Source organism: Nocardia sp. JMUB6875 (assembly GCF_041154655.1).
In the GTDB taxonomy this organism is placed as follows: domain Bacteria; phylum Actinomycetota; class Actinomycetes; order Mycobacteriales; family Mycobacteriaceae; genus Nocardia.
The window spans coordinates 14,511-39,095 of the sequence record NZ_BAAFGR010000068.1 but is presented as its reverse complement, the minus strand read 5'-3'; the positions used below and the strand labels follow the sequence as shown (position 1 = coordinate 39,095).

Here is a 24,585-nt window from a genome sequence, read left to right as displayed (position 1 = left end):
CCTCCTCACCTCCTCCACCTGGCACCTCTTCGACGGCCACGCCCGAGACCTCGGCTACACCTTCGACCGCACCGCCCCCGTAGCCGCCACCCTAGCCACCCTCTTCGCCGCCGCCACCGACCACCCCGAACCCACCTGATCCACGACAATGCACTGACGCACAACTCTTCTCGCGATTTGTGTCCAGGATTGCATTCTCACCGCCGGGGGCTGGTCGAAATGAGGTCGGCGGGTACGTAATAGAGGTCACCGGAGATGGGTGGTGGGGTTGTGATCGCGGCTACTGAGGGTGTGGGTGTTCCTCGTTAGCTTGGGGGCATGGGTACTCGACGTGATATTGGCGGTCGGGGGGATTTGGATGAGCTGTTGCGGCGGTTCTACGGGGAGGCGTTCGCGGATCCGCTGATCGGGCCTTTCTTTACCGAGATCGCGGGGACCGACCTCGAGGTGCACCAGCCTCGGATCGGGGACTTCTGGGAGCGGGCGCTGTTCCGGACAGCGGAGTACAAGCGCAATGCGATGGTCCCGCACAGCAAGTTGCATGCGGCGCGGCCACTCACGGCCGCCGACTTCGGGCGGTGGGTGCAGCTCTGGCATGCGGCGGTGGATGGCCGCTACGCGGGACCGAACGCGGAACGTGCCAAAGCTCAGGGTGAGCGGATCGCGGTGTCGATGCTGAAGCGGATGACCGGGGCCGACGGTTCGGCTGTCTCCGTCGGTCCCGGTTTCGTTCCGCTGGCGGCCGTGCGATTGCGTGCGGCTCAAGGCTTACACCAATTCGGCTGTGGCGGCAGGTGATTCGACGGGAGCCGACTCGGTCTGGCGGGCGTAGCGCTGGGCCAAGACTGCGCAGGTGAAGAGTTGGATCTGGTGGAAGAGCATGAGGGGCAGGACGATCAGGCCGACGGGGTGGCCGGCGAAGAGGACCGAAGCCATGGGGAGGCCGGTGGCCAGGCTCTTCTTCGAGCCGCAGAAGGTGACCACGATTCGGTCTTCGCGGGAGAAGCCCAGTAGGCGGCTGGTTGTCGAGGTGATGGCCAGGACGACTGCCAGGAGGGCGGCGCAGATCAGGGCCGTGGAGATGAGGACTCGGGCAGAGAGGCCGTGCCAGATGCCTTCTGCCACACCGGCACTGAAGGCGGAGTAGACGACCAGGTAGACCGAGCCTCGGTCGACGGTCTTGGTGGCGGCGGGGTGGCCGAGGAGCCAGCCCAGGCGGGGGCGTAGGAGTTGGCCCGCCAGGAACGGGAGGAGGAGTTGGATCACGATGGTGCCGATCGCCGAGGGCGAAACCCGCACGCCCGCAGTGGTACTCATGCAAGCCATCACCAGCAGCGGTGTCGCGAAGACACCGATCAGGTTGGACAGCGAGGCACTGACCACGGCACCGGCGACATTGCCGCGAGCCAGGGCGGTGAAGGCGATGGAGGACTGGACGGTCGACGGCACCAGGCAGAGGAACAGGATGCCGGTGTAGAGGTCGGGGGTGAGGACCGAGGGCACCAGCAACCGCAGGGCCAGGCCGAGCAGCGGGAAGACGATGAACGTGGCGGACAGTACAAGGGCGTGCAGTCGCCAGTGCTTCAGCCCGGCCAGGGCCTCGCGGGGTTCCAGGCGGGCGCCGTAGAGCAGGAACAGGACCGCGATGGCGATCTTGGTGGCCCAATCGAGTACATCGGCCGCGGTGCCGCGCGCGGGGAGGACGGCGGCCAGCGCCACGGTGGCGAGGATGCCGAGCATGAAGGAGTCGATGCGGAGTTTGGCCAGTAGCTGCACTCATTCGACGGTAGGGTGCAAGACATAGATCGCGATAGGCGTTCGATCCGATATCTCTCATCGCGATACGCGATAATTACTCGGTGTTCGAACCCGAGCTGCTAAGAACCTTCCTCGCCGTCGAGCGGGCCGGTGGCTTCACCGCCGCGGGCCGCCAGTTGGGCCTGCGCCAGTCCACCGTGAGCGGTCATATCGCACGACTCGAGCAGGCCGCCGGGCGTGAACTCTTCCGCCGCGACACCCGCAATCTGGCGCTCACCGCCGACGGCGCGGCCATGATCGGCTTCGCCCGCACCATCCTCGACGCCCAGGCCCAGGCCGAGGCGTACTTCTCCGGCTCCACCCTCACCGGCCTGGTCCGCCTCGGCGCGTCCGACGATGTGATGGCTCGCGAGCTGCCCGACATCCTGGTGGAGTTCCAGCGCACGCATCCCGGCGTGGACCTCGAGCTCACGGTGGGCCTGAGCGAGAACCTCAAAACCCGCATGAACGCGGGCGAACTGGACCTGGTCTTCGGCAAGCGACTGCCCGGCGAGCGGCACGGCACGCTGCTGTGGCGGGATCGGCTGGTGTGGGCGGGCCGCAGCGCCACAACGGAATTCGACGACCCTGTGCCCTTGATCACCTATCCGAAGCCGAGCCTGACCCGGCAATTGGCGCTGCGGGCGCTCAAGCACGCGGGCCGCACCTGCCGTGTGACCTGCGTCAGCGACAGCCTCCTGGGCCTGCGCGCGGCCGCGCTGGCGGGACTCGGCGTCATCGTCCACGCCGAGGGTGTCCTGCCCGACGGGTTGGTATCACTGAACGACCCTCGACTGCCCGAATTGGGCGATCTGGATTTCGTCCTCATGCACCGCCGCACCCGCCTGTCCGATCCGGAACAGGCCCTTGCCGATGCCATCACCGCCAATACCCGCCGCCTATCACTCCAGACCACACGGTCGGGCATGTGACGGGAGCGCCGCCGCAGCATTGTAGGGTGCTGGGCGGACAGGCTGGAGCCTTACGCGTTCAGCGGTTTGGAGAGCTCGACAGGGTGGTATCGCACAGCTGAGGTGGGTTGCTCTTGATCGGTGCAAGAACGAAAGACCGTGCGGTGGTTGCCGACTCCCGTATGTCGCCGCCGACCACGAGCCGGACGACGTGGTGGGTACTGGGCTTCGGCGCGGTGATGTCGATGGTCCTGATCTTCCTGACGGTGGATCCGTGGCTGGACGAGGTGGGTTTCCTCGCGGGCGGTTTCGACGTCCACGTCTACCGCGACGGCGCGTGGAAGATCTACAACGGTCATCCGCTCTACACCGAGACCACTCATCGCGGACTGTCCTACACCTACACGCCGTTCTCCACCCTCATCTTCCTGCCGATCCTGGCGATCCCCTGGGCCGCGGTCACGAATACCTGGCTGGCACTGAACATCTGCGTGCTGTTCGCGTGTGTCCTGTTGTGCTGGCGCGTACTCGGCTACCGCCTCACCTGGCGACTGGCAGCGATCAGCGTGCTGCTGACCGCGACCTGCATGTTCCTGGAGCCGGTGCGCACCACCCTGTACTACGGGCAGATCAACCTGGTCCTGATGGCCTTGATCCTCTGGGATTTCACGCGCCCGGAGCGCAGCCGATTACGCGGCATCGGAGTCGGACTGGCCGCCGGTATCAAGCTGGTGCCGCTGTATTTCGTGGCGCAGTTCCTGGTGCTGCGGCAGTGGCGGGCGGCGGTGACCGCGTCGGCCACCTTCGTGCTGACCATCCTGATCGCCTGGGCCGCACTGCCCTCGGACTCCAAGCAGTACTGGACCAAGACGTTCTTCCAGTCCGACCGCATCGCCCCGGATACGCAGCCGGCCAATCAATCCCTGCGCGGCGCCATCGCCCATCTCTCGGGTCATCAAGTGCCACAGTGGCTGTGGCTGCTGCTCGCGGTGCCGGTGGCGATCGGCGGACTGCTACTGGCCGCCGCGCTCTACAACCACGGCGAGAAGCTGCTCACCGTGACGCTCGCGGGCCTGACCTCGTGCGTGGTGTCGCCGTTCTCCTGGAACCACCACTGGGTCTGGTTCCTGCCGCTGTTCGTCTATCTGGTGCATCGCGCCGAGACCGAAACGCGCTGGTGGTCGGCCGCGGGCCTGCTGTATCTGGCCACCGGGGCCTGGTCCTACCACTGGAACGACACCTGGGTGGTGGTCGGCTGGTTCCTGTTCCCACCGTCGTGGCCCATCTCGCAGATCCTGTTGAACTGCTACGTGATTGTTTACCTGATCATCATCGGATGCGTGGTGGTCCGGCTGCGACGGCAACCGGTTCGCGGTACCTTGTAAACCAGGCTCGATTCTCACCCAACCGACCGGTCGGCTATCTGACCGCATCCGTTATGGAAGAGTTCCAGAACCTATATCCGATTCGAGCCTTCAATGGGAATCCCTCTCTCGCATACCTTTCGCGAGCGATAAACCGAGGAGGACGCCATGGCTGAGCCGGTGTGCATCGATTGCTGGCGGCGTGAGAACCTCACGTTCGCGCAGCGCCTGGATCCCGCCTTCATCAAACCGGGGCCGAAGTACCGGTGCGCCACACATCGCGCCATGTACGAAGCCGATGTCCCGGGTTGGGATCGCACGGATCGCGGCGAGGCCGAAGCCGCCTGAGTTCACGGGGTCTCGATGACGAGACCCGTTCGGGCACCGCGCTTCTCACCCCATTCGTAGAGCGCGGTCAGCACCGGTACGAGGCTCCAGCCCTCGTCGGTGAGGTCGTATTCGACCTGGGGCGGGACGGTCGGAAAAGCCGTGCGCCGCACCAGCCCATCGGATTCCAGTTCGCGCAGCTGCTGGACGAGCATCTTCTCACTCGTGTCCGGCATGAGCCTGCGCAGTTCGCCGTAGCGGCGCACGCCCTCCTTGAGATGCGCCAGGATCACCGGCTTCCATTTGCCGCCGATCAGTTCGACGGTCACCTCGACCGGGCAGTTGTAGCGCTTCCCGCCACTTTCTCCGATGCGCGCTGTCACATTCCCTCCGGGTACTTACCGAAAAGTGCGTTCTTGTAACACTGTAATCATCGGGCTTTCATGAATTCCCATGAAGGTCATTACATTCGATCGATTCAAGCCCGGCGTCACCCTCGAGACCATCACCCCGTTCCTGCCCGAGGAGGTCGCCAATGTGTGGCGGCTGTGGAAGGCCGGGATCGTGCGGGAGAACTACGCCCGCGCCGACGAGCCGGGGGTGGTCATCGTCTTCGAGGTGGACAGCGTCGAGGAGGCCAAGCGCTACGTCGACGACTTCCCGCTCACCAAGAAGGGATTCCTGGAGTGGACCTACGTCCCGGTCACCGCGCCGCTGCCGCTCGAGGCGCTGATGGACGCGTCGGTGGACGTCGCCGAACCCTACGACCGCACCCGCTGAGGACGCCATGCGACAAGCCTACGGCCTGAGCATCCCCCAAACCGTCGAGGACGCTTGCGATCCCGGGCGGATGGCGGTGCTGATCTATGACATGCAGGCCGGGATCGTCGGTCAGGTTCCCGACGGGGACCGGATCGTGAAGTCGTGCCTGCGGCTGCGGGATGCGGCGCGCGCGAACGGGTTCCGGGTGTTCTATACCCGGCACATGTCGATTCCCCCGGCGGCCGCGGGGATTTCGCAGTTGCGCACGGCCATGGAGTGGCAGCACGTGGACGACCCGGCGCAGGTGCGGGCCGCCTTTCCGCAGGGCTCACCGCAGTACCAATTGGTCCCCGAACTGTCCCCCGATCCCGACGAGGTCGTCTTCGACAAGATCACCATGTCCGCGTTCGCGGGCACGCCGCTCGATATCGCGCTGCGCGACTTGGGCATCAGCGCCTTCGCCATTGCCGGTATCGCCATGGAGGTGGGCATCGAGCCGACCGTTCGCCACGCCACCGATCTCGGCTACCTGCCGATCATGGTGACCGACGCCTGCGGTGCCGGACACCCGGAGGCCGCGGCACGCGCACACGCCACGCTGGAGTTCGCCGGGGGTTCGCGGACCACCGATACCGAGACGCTGATCGAGCTCATGCACCGGAAGTAGCGGTAGCCGGGTGCCTACCAGGGGATTCTCGGGGTAGTTCCCGATGGCCCTCGAGGCGAATCTTCGACACACTGGTAGCCGTGAATCGGGTATCGCACGAACAGGTCCGCCGCGACCCGCAGGGGGCACGGTGACGACACTCGCCCGCGGGGAGAATCGCCCCGCACCCGCCGACCGGATGACGGTGACCGTGCGGTGTTCCGCCGCCGTCGATGTGTCGGCGCTGCTGCTCAACGCCGATGGGCGGGTGCGGTCCGATGGCGACTTCGTGTTCTTCAATCAGCCGGTCGCGCCCGGCGTCGTGTACCGGCACGGGCGCGGGGCCGGGGACATGGTCGACATCCAGACCTCCGCGCTACCCGCCGATGTGGACAAGGTCGCCATCACCGCGAGCCTGGACGGCAGCGGGCCCGCCACCTTCGCCGGGGTGGGCTCGCTGACCGCCACCATCGGATCCGACGCGGGCACACTGGAGTTCGCCATGGATCGGCTCAGCACCGAGGCGGCCGTGGTCTGCGTGGAAATCTATCGGCGCGGCGACGCCTGGAAGGTGCGCGCGCTCGGCCAGGGCTATGACAACGGACTGGCCGGTCTGGCCTCGGCCTTCGGCGTCAATATCGACGACGACCCCGAGCCCGCCGCCGCACCGCAATCCACGCCGCCGCAGTCCGTCCCGCCGCTCCCACCGTCGCAGTTCGCCCCGCCGCCCCCACCTCCCGGGTCGCCGAGAACCGCGGACACACAGGCTTACTCACCACCCCAGCCCGCACCGGGCCAACCAGCGCCGGGCCAGCCCCAACCGTATGGATCGGGACAGCCGCAGCCATTCGGCTCGGGCCAGCCCTACAACCCGGCTCAGCCCGGACAGCCCTATGCGCCGGGCCAACCTTCGATGCCGGGCCAGCCGCCCGTGCCCGGCCAGCCTTACGCCCCTGGTCAGCCCCAACCGTACGGCTCGGGCCAGCCGCTACCGCCCAGCCAGCCCTATAACCCGGCTCAGCCCGGCCAGCCTTATGCGCCGGGCCAGCCTCCGATGCCGAGCCAGCCGCCCGCGGCCGGGCAGTCCTACCAAGCCGCGGCCCCGATGCCGAATTTCCCCGCACCACAAGGAGTCCCGTCCGTGCAGAGCGAGCTGTTCAACCCGAGCCATGCCGAGGTCAGCGGTGTCGGCATTCAGAAGCAGGGCGGCAAGATGATTCGGGTCGCGGTGAACGGGGAGACCCTGGCGCGGGCCGGATCGATGGTGGCCTATCAGGGCGATCTGCATTTCAAGGCGCTCGGTTCCGGCGGCATCGGCCGGGCCATCCAGCAGCGGCTGACCGGTGAGGGCGTGCCGCTCATGCAGGTGTCCGGGCGCGGGGATCTGTTCCTGGCCAATGCCGCGGCCGATGTGCACACCGTGGATCTGGACGGGACAGATGGTCTGACCATCAATGGAGCGAACGTCCTCGCGTTCGATTCCTCGCTGTCCTACAACATCCAGCGGGTGCAGGGCGCGGCCGGCATCGCGAGCAACGCGGGCTTCTTCAACTGCGTGTTCACCGGCCGCGGCCGCATCGCCATCACGACACACGGGCAGCCGGTGGTCCTCAATGTCGACCAGCCGACCTACGCCGACCCGCAGGCCGCGGTGGCGTGGTCGTCGAGCCTGCAGACCGGGATCAAGCGCAACGACTCGTTCGGCTTCAGCCGCCTGATCGGCCGCAGCACCGGCGAGGGCCTGACCCTGTCGTTCTCGGGTCGCGGTTTCGTCATCGTGCAGCCGTCCGAACTGCCGCCGGGCGGCTTCATCGGCGGCACCGGCGGCGGCCAGGAGGCCGGCCAGTCCGGCGGCCTGCTGGGCGGCCTGCTCGGCTAGCGGTCAGTACTCGACCGCGGTCACGACGCTCAGCGCTTGACCGCGGTCACGAATTGCACCGCGCCGGAGGACTTCCGGCCGGTGATCTCGCAGCCCGCCGCGGTCAGGACGTCGGGCACCACGTGATAGCCGAGGCTGCGCGCGCCGCCGATCGCGTAGACCCGCCGGAAGAGCGGGAAGTCGACGACGTCCGGATGCGCCAGCGCGGTCACCGCGATCCGCCCGCCCGGCGCCGCCACCCGCGCGATCTCGGCCAGCGCCCCCTCGGCGTCCGGAAAGAAGTGCAGGGCGAAGAAACAGGCCACGGCATCGAAGGTCTTGTCGCGAAACGGCAGCCGCCCGGCATCCCCGCGCACGAATCCGACCGGTCCGACCGCATTGGTGCGCGCCGCCTCCGCCAGCATGGACGGCGACGCGTCCAGCCCGATGGCCAGCCCCGACTCCCCCGCCGCCCGGCCGAATGCCCGCGTGAACAATCCCGGTCCGCACCCGGCATCGAGCACCCGCGCACCCTCGGCGATCCCCAGCGAGTCCACCGCCCGCTGCTTCTCCCGCCGCACCCCGACGGCATTGCTGCCCATGGCGAGCCGGAAGAAATTCCGCCAGATCGGTTCGTAGATCCGCGACACGAACGGCACCCGCATGGCCGCCTGCCCGATCCCCTTGATGGGCGGCGTGTCCGCCCCGAGCACATCGAGATACCCGTCGACAACGGTAGATTCGGGAACGAGCAGCTCCGCGATGCGCTGCCGCGTCGCCTCAGTCGCGATCATGATGCGCAGCTTACGGATAGTTCCAACCCAGCGAAAGGATTGTCTGGGACAGAAATCCAGTGTTAGGTTCGATCTGCACGTCTCGTTCTGATGGAGGGGTTTTGCGCACTGTCACCCGCGTCCTGCTCATGCTGGTCACGCTCGTTCTCGGCTTGGCTCTCATGCCCGCCCAGGCCATGGCCACTCCCGAACCGAACCTGGACGGCGCGACCTCCCAGCAGCTGGATGACCTCCTGGCCCTGCGGAACTCCCTGTCCGGCCCGCGCACCGACGCCATCGCGCAACTGTCCGCCCGTTTCCGCGGCACCCCGTACGGCGCGAATATGCTCATCGGCTCGGCCTCCCAGCCCGAACAGCTGGTGATCGACTTCCGCCGCGTCGACTGCTTCACCTATCTCGATTACGTGGAGGCGTTGAGCCGCTCCACCAACCGCGGCGACTTCGTGCAGAACCTCATCGCCACCCGATACGCCGACGGCCAGGTCGAGTTCCCCCGCCGCAAGCACTTCTTCACCGACTGGGCCTACGTCAATCGCACGGCCGCGAACGACATCACCGCGACCCTCACCCCCGGCGCGGTCACCGTCACCAAGCACCTGAACGCGAAAGCCGATGGCGGCAACTACCTTCCGGGCCTGCCCGTGGTGGACCGCAATATCACCTTCATTCCCAGCGCGGCCGTGGACAACGCGGTCATCTCGCAGCTCCACACCGGCGATTTCCTCGGCGCGTACACCGATCAGGCCGGTCTGGACGTCTCCCACGTGGGCATCTTCATCAACACCCCCAACGGGCCCATGTTCCGCAACGCCTCTTCCCTGGCGGCCGACAACCAGGTCGTCGACAGCCCGCTCACCCAGTACCTGAACACGGTGCCGGGCCTGGTGGTGCTGCGCCCCAACTAATCCCAACCAAGGCCTCAAATAGCCCTGACCAGGCTGAACTTGGTGTCAGCGGGCGTGTCAGTGCGGTGTCAGTCCGGTATCAGCCGGGCCGGTGAAAGTAGTTCTCACACCGACCGAAACACCCACACAGGAGACACACCATGAACGCCTTCCAGACCCCCGCCGCCATCACCGTCGAGCTCGACCTGGCCGTCGCCAACGTCACCGTCATCGCCTCCGACCGCACCGACACCACCGTCGACATCAAGCCGACCGACGCGGACAAGAAGGCCGACCTGCACGCCGTCGAGCAGACCCAGGTCTCCTTCGCCGACAACACCCTGTCGGTGCAGACCCCGAAGGGCTGGCGCACCTCGTTCAAGGGCAAGTCCTCGATCGAGGTGACCGTGCAGGTCCCCACCGGCTCCCAGCTGAAGGGCGCCGTCGCCGCCGGCGCGCTGCTGGGCAGCGGGCCGCTCGGCGACTCGAACGTCGAACTCTCGCTGGGCGACATCACCTTCGAGCAGCCGCAGGGTTCGGTGACCGCGAAGGTCGCCCAGGGCAATATCACCATCGGCGACGCCGTACGCGGCGTGCTCCAGCTGGAGACCTCCGTCGGCGCGATCGAGGTCGGCATCAACCCCGCCAGCGCCGCGGTCCTGAAGACCAACACCCCCAACGGGGCGGTCCACAACCAGCTGGGCCCGGTCGCTCAGGCCGGTGACACCGTCGAGGTCAACGCCAAGAACTCGTCCGGCAACATCACCATCCACAACACCGCGGCGGTGTAGCGGCTAGAGGTCAGTGCGAGCTGGCCGTGGAGGCGATGGAGATGACCACGGAGGTCAGCCACGCGAAGGCTTGCCCGAGCGTGGTCATCCAGTCGCCGACATTGAAGGAGCCCATGAGATTCGGCCTTTCGAAGAGGAGAGGTCAGCGCCCAGCGTCGGGACGAATCTCGTCGCCGGTGGCGGTCAGGTCGCAGGACGTGTCGCTGCCGAGATTGGCTCCGGCGGAAATGATCTGGGCGAAAACCTTCTTGCAGTTCTGTTCGCCCAGCCCGGAGGTGTTGGCCGCGACCGTGGTGCCCCGCAGGATCAGGGTGCCCAGACCGGGATCGAAGACATCCGTGAGCTGGTACGGCAGGGTGTCGAGGTAGGCGGGGGCGATATTGATGCCCCCGCCGCCATCGGTGGCCGAATTGCCCGTCACGATCGAATCGATCAGCACGACCTGCCCGATGCCGCGGATATCGAGCCCACCGCCGCGACCCGCGAATCCGCCTGGGCGGTACCACCTTCCGGGGTTGATCACGTGGTTGTCCGTGATCGAAGTACGGGTGAAGGCGCAGGTGTTGTCGCAGCGGATGCCGCCCGCTTCGCCGGAGTAATTGCCCGAGATGATGCTGTCGGTCATGACGAGATCGGCAATGGGGATATTGAAGATGCCGCCGCCGTAGTCGGCGGCATTGCCGGTCACGGTGACGTGGTCGAGGCGCAGCTTCCCGGAGTTGGCGATACCGCCGCCTCCGGTGTCGTAGAAGGGGATTTCGTGCTCGGCGGCATTGCCGCCGGTGACCGTCAGCCCGCTGATCGAGACGTGCGCGGTGGTGACCAGCACCCGGTCGCGATGCCCCGCGTCGAGCACCGTCTCGTCCTGTCCCGCACCGATAATGGTGGTGTCGGCGGTGACGTCCAGATCACCGGTCGTCGGATCCACCAGCGGCCCTTCGGTATTCAGCAGGTTCGGCGGGATGGTCAGCGTGTAATGGCCCGGCGGCACGATGACGGTGCTCCCCGGCCGCACATCGGCCGCCTGGATCGCGGCCCGCAGCGTGCATTCGCCGGCGCGAGTGCGGCATTCGCCCGCGAGTGGATCGGCGGCCGCGCCATCCGCGGTGGTCGTCACCACGAAGGTCGCCGCCGCGACCGGATCGGGTTGTGCCGCAGCGGGACCGGCGGCCAGACAGCCACCGCTCAGTGCGGCGGTACCGAGAATTGCGAGACGCGATGTCCACATCGGCGTGCCCCCACGAGAACCGGGAGTGAATAACTACACCGATCGTTCTAACAAGGATGCGCGGCGAGGCGGTACGGAATCGCTGTCCCCTTGTGAACTGCACAAACATCTTGGCCGCCCGCACAATTCATTACCTCGGCTCAGACCAGGTGGACGTCCACTCCCGCCTCGCGGATGGCGGCCAGCGCGGCCGGATCGGCATCGCGATCGATGACCAGAATCCGCAGGGAGTCGATCGGGCAGATGCGGGCCAGCGCGGTGCGGTTCAGTTTGTCGGCCGTGGCCACGCCGATGACGCGGCGGGCGCGGCGGACCATTTCGGCATTGATACCCGCCTCGTCGAGGTGGCGGCACTGCGCTCCGCCCTCGGCGGAGAATGCCTCGGCACCGAGAATCAAGGTGTCCAAACGCAATTCGTTCAAGGACAGAGCGGCCAGCGGACCGTGAAGTTCATAGGATTCGCGGCGGGCCATGCCGCCCAGGCAGATCGTGCGCAGGTGGGGACGCAGCACGAGTTCGGCGGCGATATTGAGCGCGTTGGTGACGATGGTGAGCTCATGATCGGCGGAGGTGGGCAGATCCGTGCGACCCGCGATCGCCCGGGCCACGGCCGTGGTGGTCGTCCCCCCGTTCATCGCCACCACCTCCGCCGGATCCACCAGGGCCGCAGCGTGTTCCGCCACCCGCTGCTTGGCCTCGTCACCACTGCCCCGGTAGCGCGCGGGCAGATCGTACGCGACCGCAGTGGCGACGATGCCACCGTGGGTGCGGGTGGCCAGCCCCTGGTCAGCGAGCGCGGTGAAGTCGCGGCGAATGGTGGCGGGCGATGCGCCCAGCCGCTCCGCCGCCTCCTCCACCGTGAGCCGCCCCGTACCGGCGAGCAGTTCCAGCAGGCGACTCCACCGCTGGGACCGATCGGTCGGAGCGGTCATTTCACGCTGCCGGCGGTGAGGCCGGCGACCAGGCGCTTCTCGATGAGCGCGAACAGGATGACTACGGGCACGATGCCGACCGTAGAGATGGCGAAGACATATTGCCAAGCCACGTCGTACTGCCCGACGAACTTGGTCAGCGCCACCGACAGCGGCTGATTCTCCGGCGTGGTGAGAATGACCAGGCTGGCGGCGAATTCGTTCCAGCAGGACACGAAGGCGAACACGGTGGCGGTGACGATGCCCGGCCACACCAGCGGCAGGCTCACCCGGGTCAGGATCTGCCAGCGGTTGAGCCCGTCGAGCTGCGCGGCCTCCTCCACTTCGATCGGGATGCCCGCGAAGAAGCTGTGCAGGATCCACACGGCGAACGAGAGATTGAACGCGCCGTTCACCAGGATCATGGCCAGCCAGGTGTCATTGATGCCGAGCGTGAAGAATTCCCGCAGCAGGCCGGTGACCAGCACGGTCGGTTGCAGCATCTGGGTGACCAGCACCAGGCCCAGGAACAGCGCCTTGCCCGGGAACCGCCGCCGCGCGGTGTAGTAGGCGGCCGGGATGGCCACGATCAGCACCAGCAGGGTGCCGAACACCGAGATCACCGCGGTACTCACCAGATTGAACGGCAGCGGCGTCTCGGGTGTGTGCCACATGGTCGAGTAGTTGTCCGGCCGCCACTGCTCGGGAATGTAGGTCGGCGGGATCCGCAGGATCTCCGAGCGCGGTTTGAGCGAGCCCAGCAGCATCACCAGGTACGGCAGCAGGAACAACGCCGCGAGCACGGCACCGACGGCCGTCAGGCCCCACCGTCGCCGCGAGGTCATCGGGCCTCCTCACCGGCGGGCCGGATGAGCTTCACGTAGATCGCGATGATCACCAGGATCAGCACGAAGTTCAGGACGCTCATGGCGGCGGCCGTGGCGACCTGCTGATTCTGCCGAATCAGCTTGAAGGTCAACGTCGTTGTGGTGTCGGCCGAGAAGCCCGCGATGCTGCCGGTCAGTACTTGCAGGATGGGCAGCGAGTTGAACGAGTTGATGATGTTGATGACCGTCGCGACCGCCATGGCCGGACGCAGCTGCGGCAGAGTCAGATACAGATAGCGCTGCCAGGAGCTCGCGCCGTCCACCCTTCCCGCCTCGTCCATGTCCGCCGGAATCGATTGCAGCCCAGCCAGAATCGTGTAGGTCGTGAACGGGATGGACACGAACACCGCCACCCCGATGGCCACCAGGAACGCCGGGCCCGGCTGTTTGGTGAACCCGAATCCCCGGTCCAGCACCCCGATATCCACCAGGAACCGATTCGCGATGCCCACGTCCGGGTCCAGCATGTAGTCGAAGATGGTGGTCGTCATGACCACCGACGCCGCCCACGGCACCAGGATCGCCAGCCGCACCGCCGTCCGTCCCGGGAAGTCCTTGTTCAGGAACTGCGCCAGACCTGCCGAGAGCACCAGCGTGATCACCACGACCGCGGCCACCCACACCAGCGTGTGCACCAGGATCGACGGCAGCTCCTCGATCCGGAAAAGCCGTCGGAAATTGGCGAATCCGGCCGGTCCGCGATCCTGACCGTAGGCGCTCAGATCACGGGTCGAGGTCCAGAACATGTACGCGGCGGGGAAGGCCACCACCGCCGCGATCAGGATGAGCACAGGGCCGATCCACGGCAACGCGCGCAACGTGGCCGTGGATCGATGGGAGGCGACGCCCCTCAACTCGCCGCCTGCTGAATCTTCTGCAGCACCGAGGCGGGATCACTGCCCTGTGCGATGGTCCCCATCTGCTGCCGGATCGCGCCCTGCGCCGCACCCCACTTGGGGTTGTTGCTGGGGTAGAACTTGGCCACCGGCAGGGTCGCCGCGAACGCCTTGGTCACCGGATCGTCGGCCAGCGCGGCCGCGGCGCTGTTGGTGATCGGGATGAAGTGCTCGCTGCTCACGAACTTCGAATACACCGTGGCGGAATAGAAGTAGGTGAGGAACTTCTTGATGGCCGGGGCCTTGTTACCGTCCTTCTTGAACGCCATCAGGTGATCGGCGACGCCCAGGGTGACCGGGTCGCCGGTCTTGGTCGGCGAGGGCGCGGTGGCGTACTTCAGGCCCGGGTTCTTGGTCGCGATCTGGCTGATGGTCGGCGGCAGGCCCTCGATCATTCCGATCTTGCCCTGGATGAAGGCGTTGATGACGTCGAGCCGGTTGGTCGCGCCCGGATTCGGTTCGGTCACACCGGCTTCCGCGATGGCCTTCATGGCCTTCACGCCTTCGAGATTGGCCGGGGTGTCCACGGTGACCTTGTCGCCGTCGGACCAGGACCCGCCCGCACCGAAGGTCCAGATGGAGGTCTCGCCCTGGGCCTCCTCACTGCCCAGCGGCAGCCCGTAGCCGGAGACACCGCCGAGCGCCTGGATCTTCTTGGCGTCCTCGGTGAGGTCGGCCCAGGTCTTGGGCGGTGCGGCGATACCGGCCTTGGTGAACAGGTCGGTGTTGTAGAACAGCGTGCGGGTGGAGGCGAAAAGCGGTAGCGCCCACTGGGTTCCGTTGATGGACGCGTTCTTGGCGAAGCCCGGCTGGATATCGGTGATGACCGAGGGTTCCACGATGTCGGTCGCGGGGTACAGCTGCCCGTCCGTGGCGAAGGTCGAGTAGGCGTCGATGTTCAGGATGTCGGGCGTGGTGCCCTTGGACTGCAGCTTGGTGCGGACCACATCATTGATCGAATCCCACGACTCCATCGAGAGTTTGACCTTGATATCCGGATTGGCCTTCTGGAAGTCGGCGATGATGCCGTCCCATTCGGCCTTGGTGCCGTCGCTGTAGGTCGGGGCCAGGAAGGTGAGCGTGTTGGGGTCCGAGTCGTCAGACTTACTGCCGCCGAAACCGCAGGCGGACACCGTCAGAACCAGGCCGGTCAGCAGCGCGACGGAGGAAAGCGCGCCGGGCAGTGGACGTTTCACGACAAGGGCCTCTCAATCTGCACACCCCGCGACACGAATCGCGGATGATGTAGCGAACGATTCGTATTGTCTGAATCTAACGTGAATGCTGCTCGAATGTGATCGTTTGGACTGTAAAATTGACATGAACGATCACTGGGTTGATCCTGGGTACGTGCCGCCCGATGCGAATCGAATCTCTCTCCCCGCAACCCATCTGGCCGCCGAAGTGGCCACCCAACCCGACGATTGGACGCGCGCCGCCGACACCGCCGCGGTCCATCGGAACCTGCTGCCGGTCTCGGGTGAGCGAGTGGCGGTGCTCGGTTGTGGCACCTCATTGTTCATGGCTCGGGCCTTCGCGTCTCTGCGAGAGTCGGCAGGTCAGGGGCTGACCGACGCGTGGCCCGCGAGCGCGGTGCCGACCGGGCGCGAGTACGACCGGTACCTGGTGATCTGCCGGTCCGGGACGACCACCGAGGTGCTGGACGCCATCTCCGCACTGCCCGAGGCGATTCCGCGGACGGTGATCAGTTCCAGTCCGGGGACGCCGGCACTGTCGATGGCCGAGACGATTCTCATTCCGGAGGTGGACGAGCGGTCGGTGGTCCAAACCCGGTTTGCCACAACTACGCTGGCGATTCTTCGCTGGCACCTGGGCGAGGACCTTTCCTCGGCAATCGCGCAGGCCCTCGCCGTTCTGGCCGAGCCCGACGTCGAGTCACTGGAAGGTGTCCGACATGCCGAGCAGATCGGTTTCGTGGGAATGGGTTTCGCCGCCGCGCTCGCCGACGAGGCCGCGCTGAAACTGCGCGAGTCCTGCCGCTCCTGGACCGACTCCTACCTCGCGACCGAGTACCGGCACGGGCCGATCAGCCTCGCTGGGCCAGGGCGCGCGGTGTGGGCATTCGGGCCGATGGTTCCGGGACTGGCGGACGAGATTCGCTCCACCGGAGCACATTTCGAGCATCGGGATATCGACCCCCTGGCCGAGCTGGTCCGGGTGCACCGACTGTGCCTACTGCGCGCCGCTGACCTGGGATTGGATCCGGATCGCCCACGCAACCTGAGCCGATCGGTCATATTGGGCTGATGGTGTGCCGTGATAGCTGACGCAGCAACGGATCTGGTGCTCGCCGTGGATGTCGGGGGCGGCACCACCAAGGGCGAGATCACCGACGCCGACGGGGTCGTGGTGTGCGCGGCGACCATCGAGACGCCCCACGGTGAGGCCGCGTTCGAGGCGATCGAGGCGCTGGGCACGGGGCTGCTGGAGCAGCTGCCGCCGGAGCGGCGTGATCGGGTGGCGCGGGCCGCGGTGATCCTGCCCGGGCTGGTCGATCCGGAGCGGTCCGTCGCCGTGTTCAGCGCCAATCTCGGCTGGCGGAATGTGAAGGTGGGCAGCCGGTTCGCGGATCGGTGGGGTATGCCGGTGCTGGTCGATCACGATGTGACCGTGGCCGGGTGGGCCGAGTGGCGCTACGGCGCGGGGCGCGGTGTTGATGACGTGTGTGTCCTGGTCCTGGGGACCGGAATCAGCGGAACCCTTTCCGTGGGTGGGCGATTGGTGCGCGCACCGTCCGGTCAGGCGGGTGTCGCCCAGGCCGGGGAGTACGGCCATATCCCGGTGCGCTATCGCGACGGGCTGCCTTGCCCGTGCGGCAATACCGGTTGCGTCGAGACCGTCGCCTCGGGTCCGGCCATCGCACGCGCCTACGCCGCGCGGACAGGACGCGAAATCACCGGTGCGGACGTGGTTTTCGCCGCCATCGACACCGATCCCGAGGCGCGAGCGGTCATCGACGACGCGGTCGATGCCCTGGCCGCGGGACTACTCGGCGTCATCCACGCGAGCTGCCCCGAACTGATCGTCCTCGGCGGCGGACTGGCCCGGGCGGGCACCGTTCTCACCGAGGCTCTGCATGTCCGCCTCGCCGAGTTTCTGCGGGTCGCTCCGGTGCCCCGGATAACGCTGGGCGAGTTCGGTATTCGAGCAGGGTTGATCGGTGCGGCCCACCTGGCCAGATCAGGGTCGTTGCAGTGAAGCGCGGGCTCGAGCTGCGCGGCCGGGTGGTGACTCGCTCCGGAGTGCTCGAGGATGCCGTGGTCACCGTGCAGGGCGAACGCGTCGCTTCGGTGCGCCCGGCGACCGAATGGGCCACGGCCCATCGGGAACTGCCGCCCGAGTACGCGGGGACGGTGATTCCCGGGCTTATCGACATTCACACGCACGGCGGATTCGGCCATCGCTTCGATACGGAGGATGCGGAGGAGGCTCGCGCGGCTGCGGCCTTCCACCACCGGCACGGCTCGACCACCGTGCTCGCCAGCATCGTGACGGCCGCGCCCGACGCCATGGTGGCCCAGGTCGGCACGCTGCGGAGTCTGGTCGCCGACGGCGTGCTCGCCGGTATCCACATCGAGGGCCCGTTTCTCTCGCACATCCGTTGCGGTGCACACAATCTCGACTATCTGACCGATCCCGATACCGCGCTCATCGATCGTCTCCTGCGCGCCGCGGGCGGACAGCTGCGGGTGATGACGCTGGCTCCCGAGCGGCACGGTTTCGATACCGCCGCCAAACAACTCGCCGACGGCGGCGTGGTCGTCGCGGTCGGACACAGTGATTCGACCTTCGCCCGCTTCCGCTCGGCCCTGAGCCCGGCGGGCTGCGGCACCCTGGTCACACATCTGGCCAATGGCATGCCGCCCCTGCACCATCGCGAGCCCGGACCGGTGGCGGCGGCCCTGGTCGCGGCGGCGCACCGGCACGCGTTCGTGGAACTCATCGGTGACGGCGTGCACGTCGATTCGGGTTTCGGCGCATTGGTTTTCGCGGCCGCACCGGGTCGGGTCGTGCTGGTCACCGATGCCATGCAGGCCGCTGGCATGCCGGACGGCGAGTACCGCCTGGGCCCGCAGTCGGTCACCGTCACCGAGGGCGTGGCGCGAGCGCCCGGCGGCTCGCTCGCGGGCGGCACCTCGACGCTGTTACAGGGACTGCGCTGGGCGATCCGCGATTGCGGCATCCCCTTGGCGGAGGCCGTCGCCGCGGTCACCGCGACCCCCGCCGATGCGGCGGGCCTGGACGAGGTCGGCGATCTACGGCCCGGCATGTACGCCGACGCCGTGGTCCTCGACGACGAACTCTCCCTGCGACGCGTACTGAGACGAGGACGGTGGCTGGCGTGATCCTCACCGTGACCATGAACCCCGCCTACGACATGACCTACCGGCTGGAACGCCTGGAACGCGGCCGCGCGCAACGGGTGTTGTCGGTCGAACAACGCCTGGGCGGCAAGGGCATCAATGTCACGCGCATCCTGGGCCAGCTCGGCAGCGCCACCTGTGCCACCGGATTCGCCGACCACCCGTTCGCGGCCGCGGCCGCCGCCGAATTCCCGGCAGACTTCGTGCCCGCGCTGCCGTGGGTGCGGCGCACGGTGGTGATCAGCGAATCCCGCGACGGCACCGCGACGGGACTGTGGGAGCCGGGCGCGTATGTGCACGAATTGCATGCCGTCGATCGGCTGCGGGATCGGATCGAATTCCTGCTGCCCGACCTGCGGGGGCTGGTCGTATCCGGTTCGCTGCCCGGCGGAGTCGACGAGACGGTTCCGGCCGAACTGGCGCGTGCCGCCGTCGCGGCGGGTGTCCCGACCGTGTGCGACGTGGACGGACCCGCATTGAAGGCGGCCGCCACGGTTCCCGGCATCGTTCTCATGCCCAATCAGGATGAACTGGAACGCCTCACCGGTGTCGTGGCCGAACGCCCCGAAGCCGTGGTGGCCGCCTCCATCCCACTACTGGAATCCGGTGTCCGCGCCGTGATCGCCACGCGCGGCGCCGACGGCATGGTGGCCGTGACCGAGTCGGGTGCCTGGTCGGCCACGCTGCCGGAAGCCTTGGCGGGCAATCCGACCGGCGCGGGCGACGCGGCCACGGCGGCGGTTATCCGCGCGCTGGCCACCGACCGCGCCACGGACTGGCCGAAGCTGCTGACCGAGGCCGTCGCGACCTCCGCCGCCGCCGTCGTCATTCCCGTGGCGGGCGAGATCGACATGACCCTCCGCGAGCGCCTCGCCCCGACCGTCCGCGTCACCGCCCTCGACGCGCCATCCCTGGAGTACCGCGAGTGACGTTGTTCCCCATCCCCGAACTACTCGCCGCCGCCCGCCCCGGTGGGCTGGGGGCATTCAACGTGATCACACTGGAGCACGCCGAAGCCATCGCCGCCGCGGCGGCTTCCGCAGATTGCCCTGCGGTGCTCCAGATTTCGGAGAACACCGTCCGATATCACGGCGGCTTGAAGCCCCTCACCCGTGCCTGCCTGCAACTGGCCGCCGACAACCCCGCCGCCCTGGCCGTCCACTTGGACCACGCCACGTCCCGCGAATTGATCACGGAGGCAGTCGAACTCGGCATCACCTCGGTCATGTACGACGGCTCCACCCTCGACTATGCCGACAATGTCGAATCCACCGCAGCCATCACCCGTTGGTGCCACGAACGCGGCGTCCACGTCGAGGCCGAACTCGGCGCGATCGGCGGCAAGGACGGCGCGCACACTCCCGGCGTCCGTACCGATCCCGACGAGGCGGCGGCCTTCGTCTCCGCCACCGCGGTCGACGCCCTCGCCGTGGCCGTGGGCTCCTCCCACGCCATGCACACCCGCGACGCCCGCCTCGACAACGACCTGATCGCACGACTATCGGCGAAACTGCCTGTCCCCCTGGTGCTTCACGGGTCCTCCGGCGTCTCCGACGACGGCCTGCGCTCCGCCGTCCACCACGGCATGGCGAAGATCAATATCGCCACCAGGCTGAATATCGGCCTCACCGAGGCGATCAGGACCGCACTCGCGAGCCAGCTCGGACTATCCGACCCCCGCAAGTATCTCGGCCCCGGGCGCGCCGCGATCCAGCACGAGGTCGAGCACTTCCTGGAGGTCCTTCGCGGCCGTTGAATGGCAAGATCAACTCCGTGAGCGATATCGCGTTGGTGACCGGCGGCAACCGCGGAATCGGCCGGGAGGTCTGTCGGCAGCTGGCCGAGCGCGGCTTCACCGTGCTCCTGACCGCCCGGTCCGAGGGCGCCGCGCAGACCGCGGCGTCTGAGATCGGCGCGCTGCCCTTGCGACTGGATATCACCGACAACGCGAGTGTGTTGGCGGCCGCTGAAGCCGTGCAGCGCCAACACGGCCGCCTGGATGTGCTGATCAACAACGCAGCGATCACGTACGACACATGGCAACGCGCCGCCACCGCCGACCTGGCCGTGGTGCACGAGGCCGCCGAAACCAATCTCTACGGCCCCTGGCGCATGGTCCAGGCCTTTCTCCCGCTCCTGCGCAAGAGCGCTCACCCTCGCATAGTGAACGTCTCCAGCGAGGCCGCCTCTCTCACCAGCATGGGAGCGGGCACCCCCGCCTACAACACCACCAAGGTCGCCCTCAACGCCCTGACCCGCATGCTCGCCGCCGAGCTGCGCCCCGATCGCATCCTCGTCAACTCGATCTGCCCAGGCTGGGTGGCCACCGATATGGGCGGCCCCGGCGGGCGACCCGTCGCCGAGGGCGCGGCCGGAATCGTCTGGGCCGCAACCCTCCCCGACTCCGGACCCACCGGCGGCTTCTTCCGCGACGGCAAGGCCCTCCCCTGGTAACGAATTCCCGAGCACCACAGGAGTTTCCATGAAGTATCTGGTCATCGGCGGTACCGGTCGAACCGGCAGACTGGCCGTCGAACTACTACGCGGTGAGGGCCATGAGGCGGTGGTGGGCACCCGCCATCCGCGCGACGGCCACAGCATCGCGGTCGACCTCGCGAAGCAACCGGATCCCCATTTGCTGGATGGATTCGACGGAGTCATCGTCTCGGTCGAACCACCCGTCGATGACGCGGGAGCCGACGCGGTGATGAACACCGGCGTCGCCGCGCTGTCTGAATTGGCTGCCGCACAAAAGATCCCGGTCGTTCTCGTCTCTCAGATCTATATCACCCGCGCCTCGGAGCACCCCGACATGGCCGGCATCATCAACGCGCGCGGGGCTGGCGAGAAGGCGCTCCGACGCAGCGGGGCGCCGTACGCGATCGTCCGGCCCAGCTGGCTGACCAATTCGGCTGCCAGCGGGGCGCGACTCGAACAAGGCGATCGGGGCGACGGCCGGGTCAGTCGCGAAACCGTGGCCCGGGCCGCGGTGGCGGCGCTTCTTCATTCCGAATCCCACGGCAAGACATTCGAGCTCTACGATGCGCCGAATGCTGTCGACTGGGGGGCTGCATTCTCTGCATTGATGCCTGATTAGATTCTCGAATTACGTTGTAAGACAGGACATTTCGGGTTCCCATGGGGTTTGCTGGGGCGTAGAATTAGCACATGGGTTCGAAGGGAGTGACATTCGACGGCTGCGGCCTCACCGAAATGGTGGCCGCGGTAGAGGCTTTCGCCGACTGCATTCTCACCGGTGATCTGACAGCGTTCTCCGGTGAGGAGATCGTGGCGATGATGCAGCAGGTGGAGACCAGCAAGCGGCGGTTGTCGGCGCTGGATTCGAAGCTGATCATCGAGGCGTCGGATCGCGGCCTGCCCGAAACCTCGGGTGCGGGAAGCCCGGTGGCGTTCCTGCGTCACACCCTGCACCTGACCCGCCACGACGCCTCCACCCGCATCAAGATCGCTGCGCAGGTGGGGGAATTCCACCAGGCCGACGGGCAACTCGCACCCGCGGTGCTGGAGGTCACCGCCGAAGCGTATGAAGCAGGCGACATCTCGCGCGATCACGTCCGCAACATCGTGGATGTGATGAACCATCTGCCTGCTGATGTGCCGGTGGAAACCCGCGCCGAGACCGAGCAGATCCTGGTGAACTACTGCTGCGAGGGCTGGCCCGATGACCTGCCCCGCATGGGCCGCGAAATCCTGGCCCGCCTGGATCCGGAAGGCACGGTGGTCAGCGACGCGGACCGTCACCGCCGTCGCGGCATCAAGGTCGGCCGCCCGGGCATCGATGGAATGTCGTGGATCGAGGGCTGGCTCACCCCGCAGCTGCGCGCTCTGTTGGATGCGTTCCTGGCCAAGTACGCCCGCCCCGGGATGTGCAACCACGAGGACGCCGACAGCCCGCAGGTCTCCGACGCTTTGATCGACTCCACGGTGTTGGAGGCGGCCGCGCGCCGCGACCGTCGCGATGCGGGGCAGCGCACCCATGACGCGTTCATCGCCCTGCTGCAGCCCGATTTGGATTTGCGCAAGCTCGGCTCCCACCGCGGCATGCCGGTGCAGGTGACCCTGCAGATGAACCTGGCGGATTTGGAGCGGGGTTCGGGTCTTGCGACGACCGCCTCCGGCGTCCAGATGTCGATCAACGAAGCGTTGAAGATGGCCGGTGGTACCCGTCCGGTGCTGATCGTGAACGACGACAAGGGGATTCCGCTCTACCTCGCCTACGGGCAGCGCATCGCCTCCTCGGGACAGCGGTTCGGGCTGCTGGCTCGCGATCGTGGCTGCACGTTCCCCGGCTGTGACGCTCCGGCGGATATGTGCGCGGCGCACCATGTGACCGATTGGGTGAAGGGTGGCCCGACGGATCTGGACAACCTGGCCCTGGTCTGCGATCACCACCACGCACTCGTGAACGACAGCCCGAACGGGTGGAAGACGGTGATGCTGGGCAAGGATTCCCCGCATCGCGGGCGGGTCGGCTGGATCGCACCGAAGGCCCTCGACCCGACGGGCACACCGCAAGTCAACGAGAAGCATCACGCCGGGCAGCGGGTCGCCACTGCGGTGGAGTCCAGTTGCCGGGAGTGGGGTTCAACGGCTGCGTGAGACCCGGCTGCCCGTCTACGTCTGGTGTGCGCAGGGACGGGGAAGTGTGGTTGCTTCGCCTGCCCTACCGCACTGGGGCTGACGCCGGGTTGGGAGCCGCACCCGCCGATCCCGGCCCACGGACTGCACGCATCACCTTCAAAGACAACAGAACAAGGACATTGACAACTCCACAGGGATTCTTTTCTTCTCCCGCGCCGGGCCGCTGCGCGGCCGAGCCGTGAGGTGGCTGGTACCGCAGCCGAGGCCGCGAACCCAGCCACCTCCTCTCCCTTCTCCAGGCGTCTTTTATCTTTTGTTCCTTTTTCTTTTCGTCTTTTATCTCTTGTCTTTCGCCTTCAACCGCACCGGCAGCCGCTTCATGGCGTGGATAACCGCGTTGGGGTACCAGCGCAATTCGGAGGCATCCACCGCCAGTTCGAGGTCCGGGAACCGTTGCAGCAGTTGAGCGAAGGCGATGCGGGCTTCCAGACGAGCCAGCGGGGCGCCGACGCAGTAGTGGATACCGTGCCCGAAGCCCAGATGCCCGACGCGGTCCGCAGTGAAGTCGAGGCGGTGTGGCTCGGTGAACTGGCGCGGATCACGGTTGCCCGCGGCCAATGCGATCAATACCAGTTCGCCTTCCGGAATGACGGTGTCACCCACCGTGACCGGCTCACTGGTGAACCGCAGCGTGGCCATGTCGACCGGGCCGTCGAAGCGCAGGAACTCTTCCACGGCGGCGGGGATCAGGTCAGGGTTCGCGCACAGCTGTTCCAGCCGCGGCCGATCCCGCAGCAGCGCCAGCATCCCGTTCCCGATCAGATTCACCGTGGTCTCGTGCCCGGCCACCAGCAGCAGCAACGCCATCCCGATGAGTTCGCCCTCATCCAAGCGCGCATCCGCATCGTTGACCAGGGCCGACAGCATGTCCTCCCCCGGCTCCTCGCGCTTGCGGCGCAACATCTTCCGCAGGAACGCCACCATCTCGCCGTGCGCCTTGACCCGATCCATCTCCGGCTCCAGCGTCCCGACCAGCGCCTTGGTCCACTCCCGGAACGTCCCCCGATCCGCGATGTCGACATCCAGCAGATGGCAGATCACGGTGACCGGCAGCGGCACCGCGAAGGCCTGCAATAGATCGACCTCGTCCTGCTCGGCCATCGCGTCCAGGAGTTCCCCGGCGGTCCGCTCGATCACTCCGCGCAGTGCCGCCACGCGTCGCGCGGTGAACGCCTGCGACACCGCTTTACGCAATCGCGTGTGGTCGGGTGGATCCGCATTGAGCATGTGCCGCAACCCATCATGGGTTCGCGGCCCCTCCCACTTCCCGCCGTATTTTCGCTCGATCACGCCTTCGAGCCGGTCGATGTCCTTGCACAGCCGGGGATCCGCGAGTGCCGCCCGCGCCTCCTCGTATCCGATGATGACCCACCGATCCACGCCGTCGCCGAAGTGCACCCGGTGCACCGGTCCCTCGTCGTGCCAAAGCCGGTAGTGCGCATGCGGATTGGCGAAGAAGTGCTCGCCGAGCAGCTCGGTCAC

Annotated in this window: 26 protein-coding genes; 17 read left to right on the top strand and 9 right to left on the bottom strand. The window is 67.1% G+C overall.

Annotated elements, in window-relative coordinates; genetic code table 11:
• The first annotated feature begins 318 nt into the window (after window positions 1–318).
• Window positions 319–798 (top strand): group III truncated hemoglobin, encoded by a 480-nt coding sequence (locus ACAM49_RS19160; RefSeq protein ID WP_369636898.1) that lies wholly within the window; start codon window positions 319–321, stop codon window positions 796–798.
• Here the strand turns inward: ACAM49_RS19160 and ACAM49_RS19155 are convergent.
• Complete coding sequence (locus ACAM49_RS19155) at window positions 769–1,776, bottom strand: bile acid:sodium symporter family protein (RefSeq protein ID WP_369636897.1); 1,008 nt, start codon at window positions 1,774–1,776, stop codon at window positions 769–771. The two genes, ACAM49_RS19160 and ACAM49_RS19155, sit on opposite strands and share 30 nt — an antisense overlap.
• Window positions 1,777–1,859: 83 nt before the next feature.
• On the opposite strand from ACAM49_RS19155, the gene ACAM49_RS19150 reads away from it, so the two are divergent.
• The 3 genes from ACAM49_RS19150 (at window position 1,860) to ACAM49_RS19140 (ending at window position 4,420) form a co-directional block, all read left to right on the top strand.
• Window positions 1,860–2,729 carry a LysR family transcriptional regulator gene (locus ACAM49_RS19150; RefSeq protein WP_369636896.1) on the top strand — a complete coding sequence of 290 codons (870 nt, stop codon included), beginning with the start codon at window positions 1,860–1,862 and terminating at the stop codon, window positions 2,727–2,729.
• Between the two features lie 143 nt (window positions 2,730–2,872).
• Window positions 2,873–4,093 carry a glycosyltransferase 87 family protein gene (locus tag ACAM49_RS19145; protein ID WP_369636895.1) on the top strand — a complete coding sequence of 407 codons (1,221 nt, stop codon included), beginning with the start codon at window positions 2,873–2,875 and terminating at the stop codon, window positions 4,091–4,093.
• A gap of 147 nt (window positions 4,094–4,240) precedes the next feature.
• Window positions 4,241–4,420, top strand: a complete 180-nt coding sequence (locus ACAM49_RS19140) for a hypothetical protein (RefSeq protein WP_040813201.1) — start codon at window positions 4,241–4,243, stop codon at window positions 4,418–4,420.
• Window positions 4,421–4,422: 2 nt separating this feature from the next.
• On the opposite strand, the gene ACAM49_RS19135 is transcribed toward ACAM49_RS19140, so the two are convergent.
• The gene (locus ACAM49_RS19135; RefSeq protein WP_369636894.1) at window positions 4,423–4,782 is read right to left on the bottom strand and encodes a winged helix-turn-helix transcriptional regulator; all 360 of its coding nucleotides are present in this window, start codon (window positions 4,780–4,782) and stop codon (window positions 4,423–4,425) included.
• Window positions 4,783–4,852: 70 nt separating this feature from the next.
• On the opposite strand from ACAM49_RS19135, the gene ACAM49_RS19130 reads away from it, so the two are divergent.
• The 3 genes from ACAM49_RS19130 to ACAM49_RS19120 all read left to right on the top strand — a co-directional run bounded on the left by ACAM49_RS19130 (window position 4,853) and on the right by ACAM49_RS19120 (window position 7,686).
• Entirely contained in the window at window positions 4,853–5,179 is a 327-nt protein-coding gene (locus tag ACAM49_RS19130) for a hypothetical protein (protein WP_369636893.1), read from the top strand.
• A 7-nt stretch (window positions 5,180–5,186) separates the two neighbouring features.
• Window positions 5,187–5,828: a cysteine hydrolase family protein gene (locus tag ACAM49_RS19125; RefSeq protein WP_369636892.1), complete on the top strand. Its 642-nt coding sequence runs from the start codon at window positions 5,187–5,189 to the stop codon at window positions 5,826–5,828.
• A gap of 130 nt (window positions 5,829–5,958) precedes the next feature.
• Window positions 5,959–7,686 carry an AIM24 family protein gene (locus ACAM49_RS19120; RefSeq protein WP_369636891.1) on the top strand — a complete coding sequence of 576 codons (1,728 nt, stop codon included), beginning with the start codon at window positions 5,959–5,961 and terminating at the stop codon, window positions 7,684–7,686.
• A 29-nt stretch (window positions 7,687–7,715) separates the two neighbouring features.
• Here the strand turns inward: ACAM49_RS19120 and ACAM49_RS19115 are convergent, their stop codons facing one another.
• Window positions 7,716–8,459, bottom strand: a complete 744-nt coding sequence (locus ACAM49_RS19115) for a class I SAM-dependent methyltransferase (RefSeq protein ID WP_369636890.1) — start codon at window positions 8,457–8,459, stop codon at window positions 7,716–7,718.
• Window positions 8,460–8,560: 101 nt separating this feature from the next.
• Between ACAM49_RS19115 and ACAM49_RS19110 the strand changes: the two genes are divergently transcribed.
• Entirely contained in the window at window positions 8,561–9,364 is an 804-nt protein-coding gene (locus ACAM49_RS19110) for a DUF1460 domain-containing protein (RefSeq protein WP_369636889.1), read from the top strand.
• Window positions 9,365–9,504: 140 nt separating this feature from the next.
• A complete protein-coding gene (locus tag ACAM49_RS19105; protein WP_369636888.1) occupies window positions 9,505–10,134 on the top strand; it encodes a DUF4097 family beta strand repeat-containing protein in 630 nt (209 codons plus the stop codon).
• A 142-nt stretch (window positions 10,135–10,276) separates the two neighbouring features.
• Here the strand turns inward: ACAM49_RS19105 and ACAM49_RS19100 are convergent, their stop codons facing one another.
• The 5 genes from ACAM49_RS19100 to ACAM49_RS19080 all read right to left on the bottom strand — a co-directional run bounded on the left by ACAM49_RS19100 (window position 10,277) and on the right by ACAM49_RS19080 (window position 15,252).
• Complete coding sequence (locus tag ACAM49_RS19100) at window positions 10,277–11,362, bottom strand: CSLREA domain-containing protein (protein WP_369636887.1); 1,086 nt, start codon at window positions 11,360–11,362, stop codon at window positions 10,277–10,279.
• Between the two features lie 140 nt (window positions 11,363–11,502).
• Complete coding sequence (locus ACAM49_RS19095; RefSeq protein ID WP_369636886.1) at window positions 11,503–12,294, bottom strand: DeoR/GlpR family DNA-binding transcription regulator; 792 nt, start codon at window positions 12,292–12,294, stop codon at window positions 11,503–11,505.
• Window positions 12,291–13,118 carry a carbohydrate ABC transporter permease gene (locus tag ACAM49_RS19090; protein WP_369636885.1) on the bottom strand — a complete coding sequence of 276 codons (828 nt, stop codon included), beginning with the start codon at window positions 13,116–13,118 and terminating at the stop codon, window positions 12,291–12,293. The genes ACAM49_RS19095 and ACAM49_RS19090 overlap by 4 nt, the downstream gene beginning before the upstream one ends.
• Window positions 13,115–13,951 (bottom strand): carbohydrate ABC transporter permease, encoded by an 837-nt coding sequence (locus ACAM49_RS19085; RefSeq protein WP_369636884.1) that lies wholly within the window; start codon window positions 13,949–13,951, stop codon window positions 13,115–13,117. Before ACAM49_RS19085 ends, ACAM49_RS19090 begins: the two co-directional genes overlap by 4 nt.
• A 59-nt stretch (window positions 13,952–14,010) precedes the next feature.
• Window positions 14,011–15,252, bottom strand: a complete 1,242-nt coding sequence (locus ACAM49_RS19080; RefSeq protein WP_369636883.1) for an extracellular solute-binding protein — start codon at window positions 15,250–15,252, stop codon at window positions 14,011–14,013.
• A gap of 85 nt (window positions 15,253–15,337) precedes the next feature.
• On the opposite strand from ACAM49_RS19080, the gene ACAM49_RS19075 reads away from it, so the two are divergent.
• The 8 genes from ACAM49_RS19075 to ACAM49_RS19040 all read left to right on the top strand — a co-directional run bounded on the left by ACAM49_RS19075 (window position 15,338) and on the right by ACAM49_RS19040 (window position 23,061).
• Window positions 15,338–16,324, top strand: a complete 987-nt coding sequence (locus ACAM49_RS19075; RefSeq protein WP_369636882.1) for an SIS domain-containing protein — start codon at window positions 15,338–15,340, stop codon at window positions 16,322–16,324.
• Window positions 16,325–16,333: 9 nt separating this feature from the next.
• On the top strand, window positions 16,334–17,275 hold the full coding sequence (locus ACAM49_RS19070; RefSeq protein WP_369636881.1) for an ROK family protein: 942 nt from the start codon (window positions 16,334–16,336) through the stop codon (window positions 17,273–17,275).
• Window positions 17,272–18,423 carry an N-acetylglucosamine-6-phosphate deacetylase gene (gene nagA / locus ACAM49_RS19065; protein WP_369636880.1) on the top strand — a complete coding sequence of 384 codons (1,152 nt, stop codon included), beginning with the start codon at window positions 17,272–17,274 and terminating at the stop codon, window positions 18,421–18,423. Before ACAM49_RS19070 ends, nagA begins: the two co-directional genes overlap by 4 nt.
• Window positions 18,420–19,370 (top strand): hexose kinase, encoded by a 951-nt coding sequence (locus ACAM49_RS19060; protein ID WP_369636879.1) that lies wholly within the window; start codon window positions 18,420–18,422, stop codon window positions 19,368–19,370. Before nagA ends, ACAM49_RS19060 begins: the two co-directional genes overlap by 4 nt.
• A complete protein-coding gene (locus ACAM49_RS19055; RefSeq protein WP_369636878.1) occupies window positions 19,367–20,197 on the top strand; it encodes a class II fructose-bisphosphate aldolase in 831 nt (276 codons plus the stop codon). Before ACAM49_RS19060 ends, ACAM49_RS19055 begins: the two co-directional genes overlap by 4 nt.
• A gap of 17 nt (window positions 20,198–20,214) precedes the next feature.
• Complete coding sequence (locus tag ACAM49_RS19050) at window positions 20,215–20,895, top strand: SDR family oxidoreductase (protein WP_369636877.1); 681 nt, start codon at window positions 20,215–20,217, stop codon at window positions 20,893–20,895.
• Window positions 20,896–20,923: 28 nt separating this feature from the next.
• On the top strand, window positions 20,924–21,538 hold the full coding sequence (locus ACAM49_RS19045; protein ID WP_369636876.1) for an SDR family oxidoreductase: 615 nt from the start codon (window positions 20,924–20,926) through the stop codon (window positions 21,536–21,538).
• Window positions 21,539–21,609: 71 nt separating this feature from the next.
• Window positions 21,610–23,061 carry a DUF222 domain-containing protein gene (locus ACAM49_RS19040; RefSeq protein ID WP_369636875.1) on the top strand — a complete coding sequence of 484 codons (1,452 nt, stop codon included), beginning with the start codon at window positions 21,610–21,612 and terminating at the stop codon, window positions 23,059–23,061.
• A 318-nt stretch (window positions 23,062–23,379) separates the two neighbouring features.
• On the opposite strand, the gene ACAM49_RS19035 is transcribed toward ACAM49_RS19040, so the two are convergent.
• Window positions 23,380–24,585, bottom strand: coding sequence for a cytochrome P450 (locus ACAM49_RS19035; RefSeq protein ID WP_369636874.1), 1,206 nt, complete (start codon window positions 24,583–24,585; stop codon window positions 23,380–23,382).

Bases quoted from the DNA above. Each gene is read 5' to 3' on its own strand.
- ACAM49_RS19160 (WP_369636898.1), top strand. From the start codon at position 319: ATGGGTACTCGACGTGATATTGGCGGTCGGGGGGATTTGGATGAGCTG.
- ACAM49_RS19140 (WP_040813201.1), top strand. From the start codon at position 4,241: ATGGCTGAGCCGGTGTGCATCGATTGCTGGCGGCGTGAGAACCTCACG.
- ACAM49_RS19130 (WP_369636893.1), top strand. From the start codon at position 4,853: ATGAAGGTCATTACATTCGATCGATTCAAGCCCGGCGTCACCCTCGAG.
- ACAM49_RS19125 (WP_369636892.1), top strand. From the start codon at position 5,187: ATGCGACAAGCCTACGGCCTGAGCATCCCCCAAACCGTCGAGGACGCT.
- ACAM49_RS19115 (WP_369636890.1), bottom strand. From the start codon at position 8,459: ATGATCGCGACTGAGGCGACGCGGCAGCGCATCGCGGAGCTGCTCGTT.
- ACAM49_RS19105 (WP_369636888.1), top strand. From the start codon at position 9,505: ATGAACGCCTTCCAGACCCCCGCCGCCATCACCGTCGAGCTCGACCTG.
- ACAM49_RS19100 (WP_369636887.1), bottom strand. From the start codon at position 11,362: ATGTGGACATCGCGTCTCGCAATTCTCGGTACCGCCGCACTGAGCGGT.
- ACAM49_RS19095 (WP_369636886.1), bottom strand. From the start codon at position 12,294: ATGACCGCTCCGACCGATCGGTCCCAGCGGTGGAGTCGCCTGCTGGAA.
- ACAM49_RS19090 (WP_369636885.1), bottom strand. From the start codon at position 13,118: ATGACCTCGCGGCGACGGTGGGGCCTGACGGCCGTCGGTGCCGTGCTC.
- ACAM49_RS19075 (WP_369636882.1), top strand. From the start codon at position 15,338: ATGCTGCTCGAATGTGATCGTTTGGACTGTAAAATTGACATGAACGAT.
- ACAM49_RS19045 (WP_369636876.1), top strand. From the start codon at position 20,924: ATGAAGTATCTGGTCATCGGCGGTACCGGTCGAACCGGCAGACTGGCC.
- ACAM49_RS19040 (WP_369636875.1), top strand. From the start codon at position 21,610: ATGGGTTCGAAGGGAGTGACATTCGACGGCTGCGGCCTCACCGAAATG.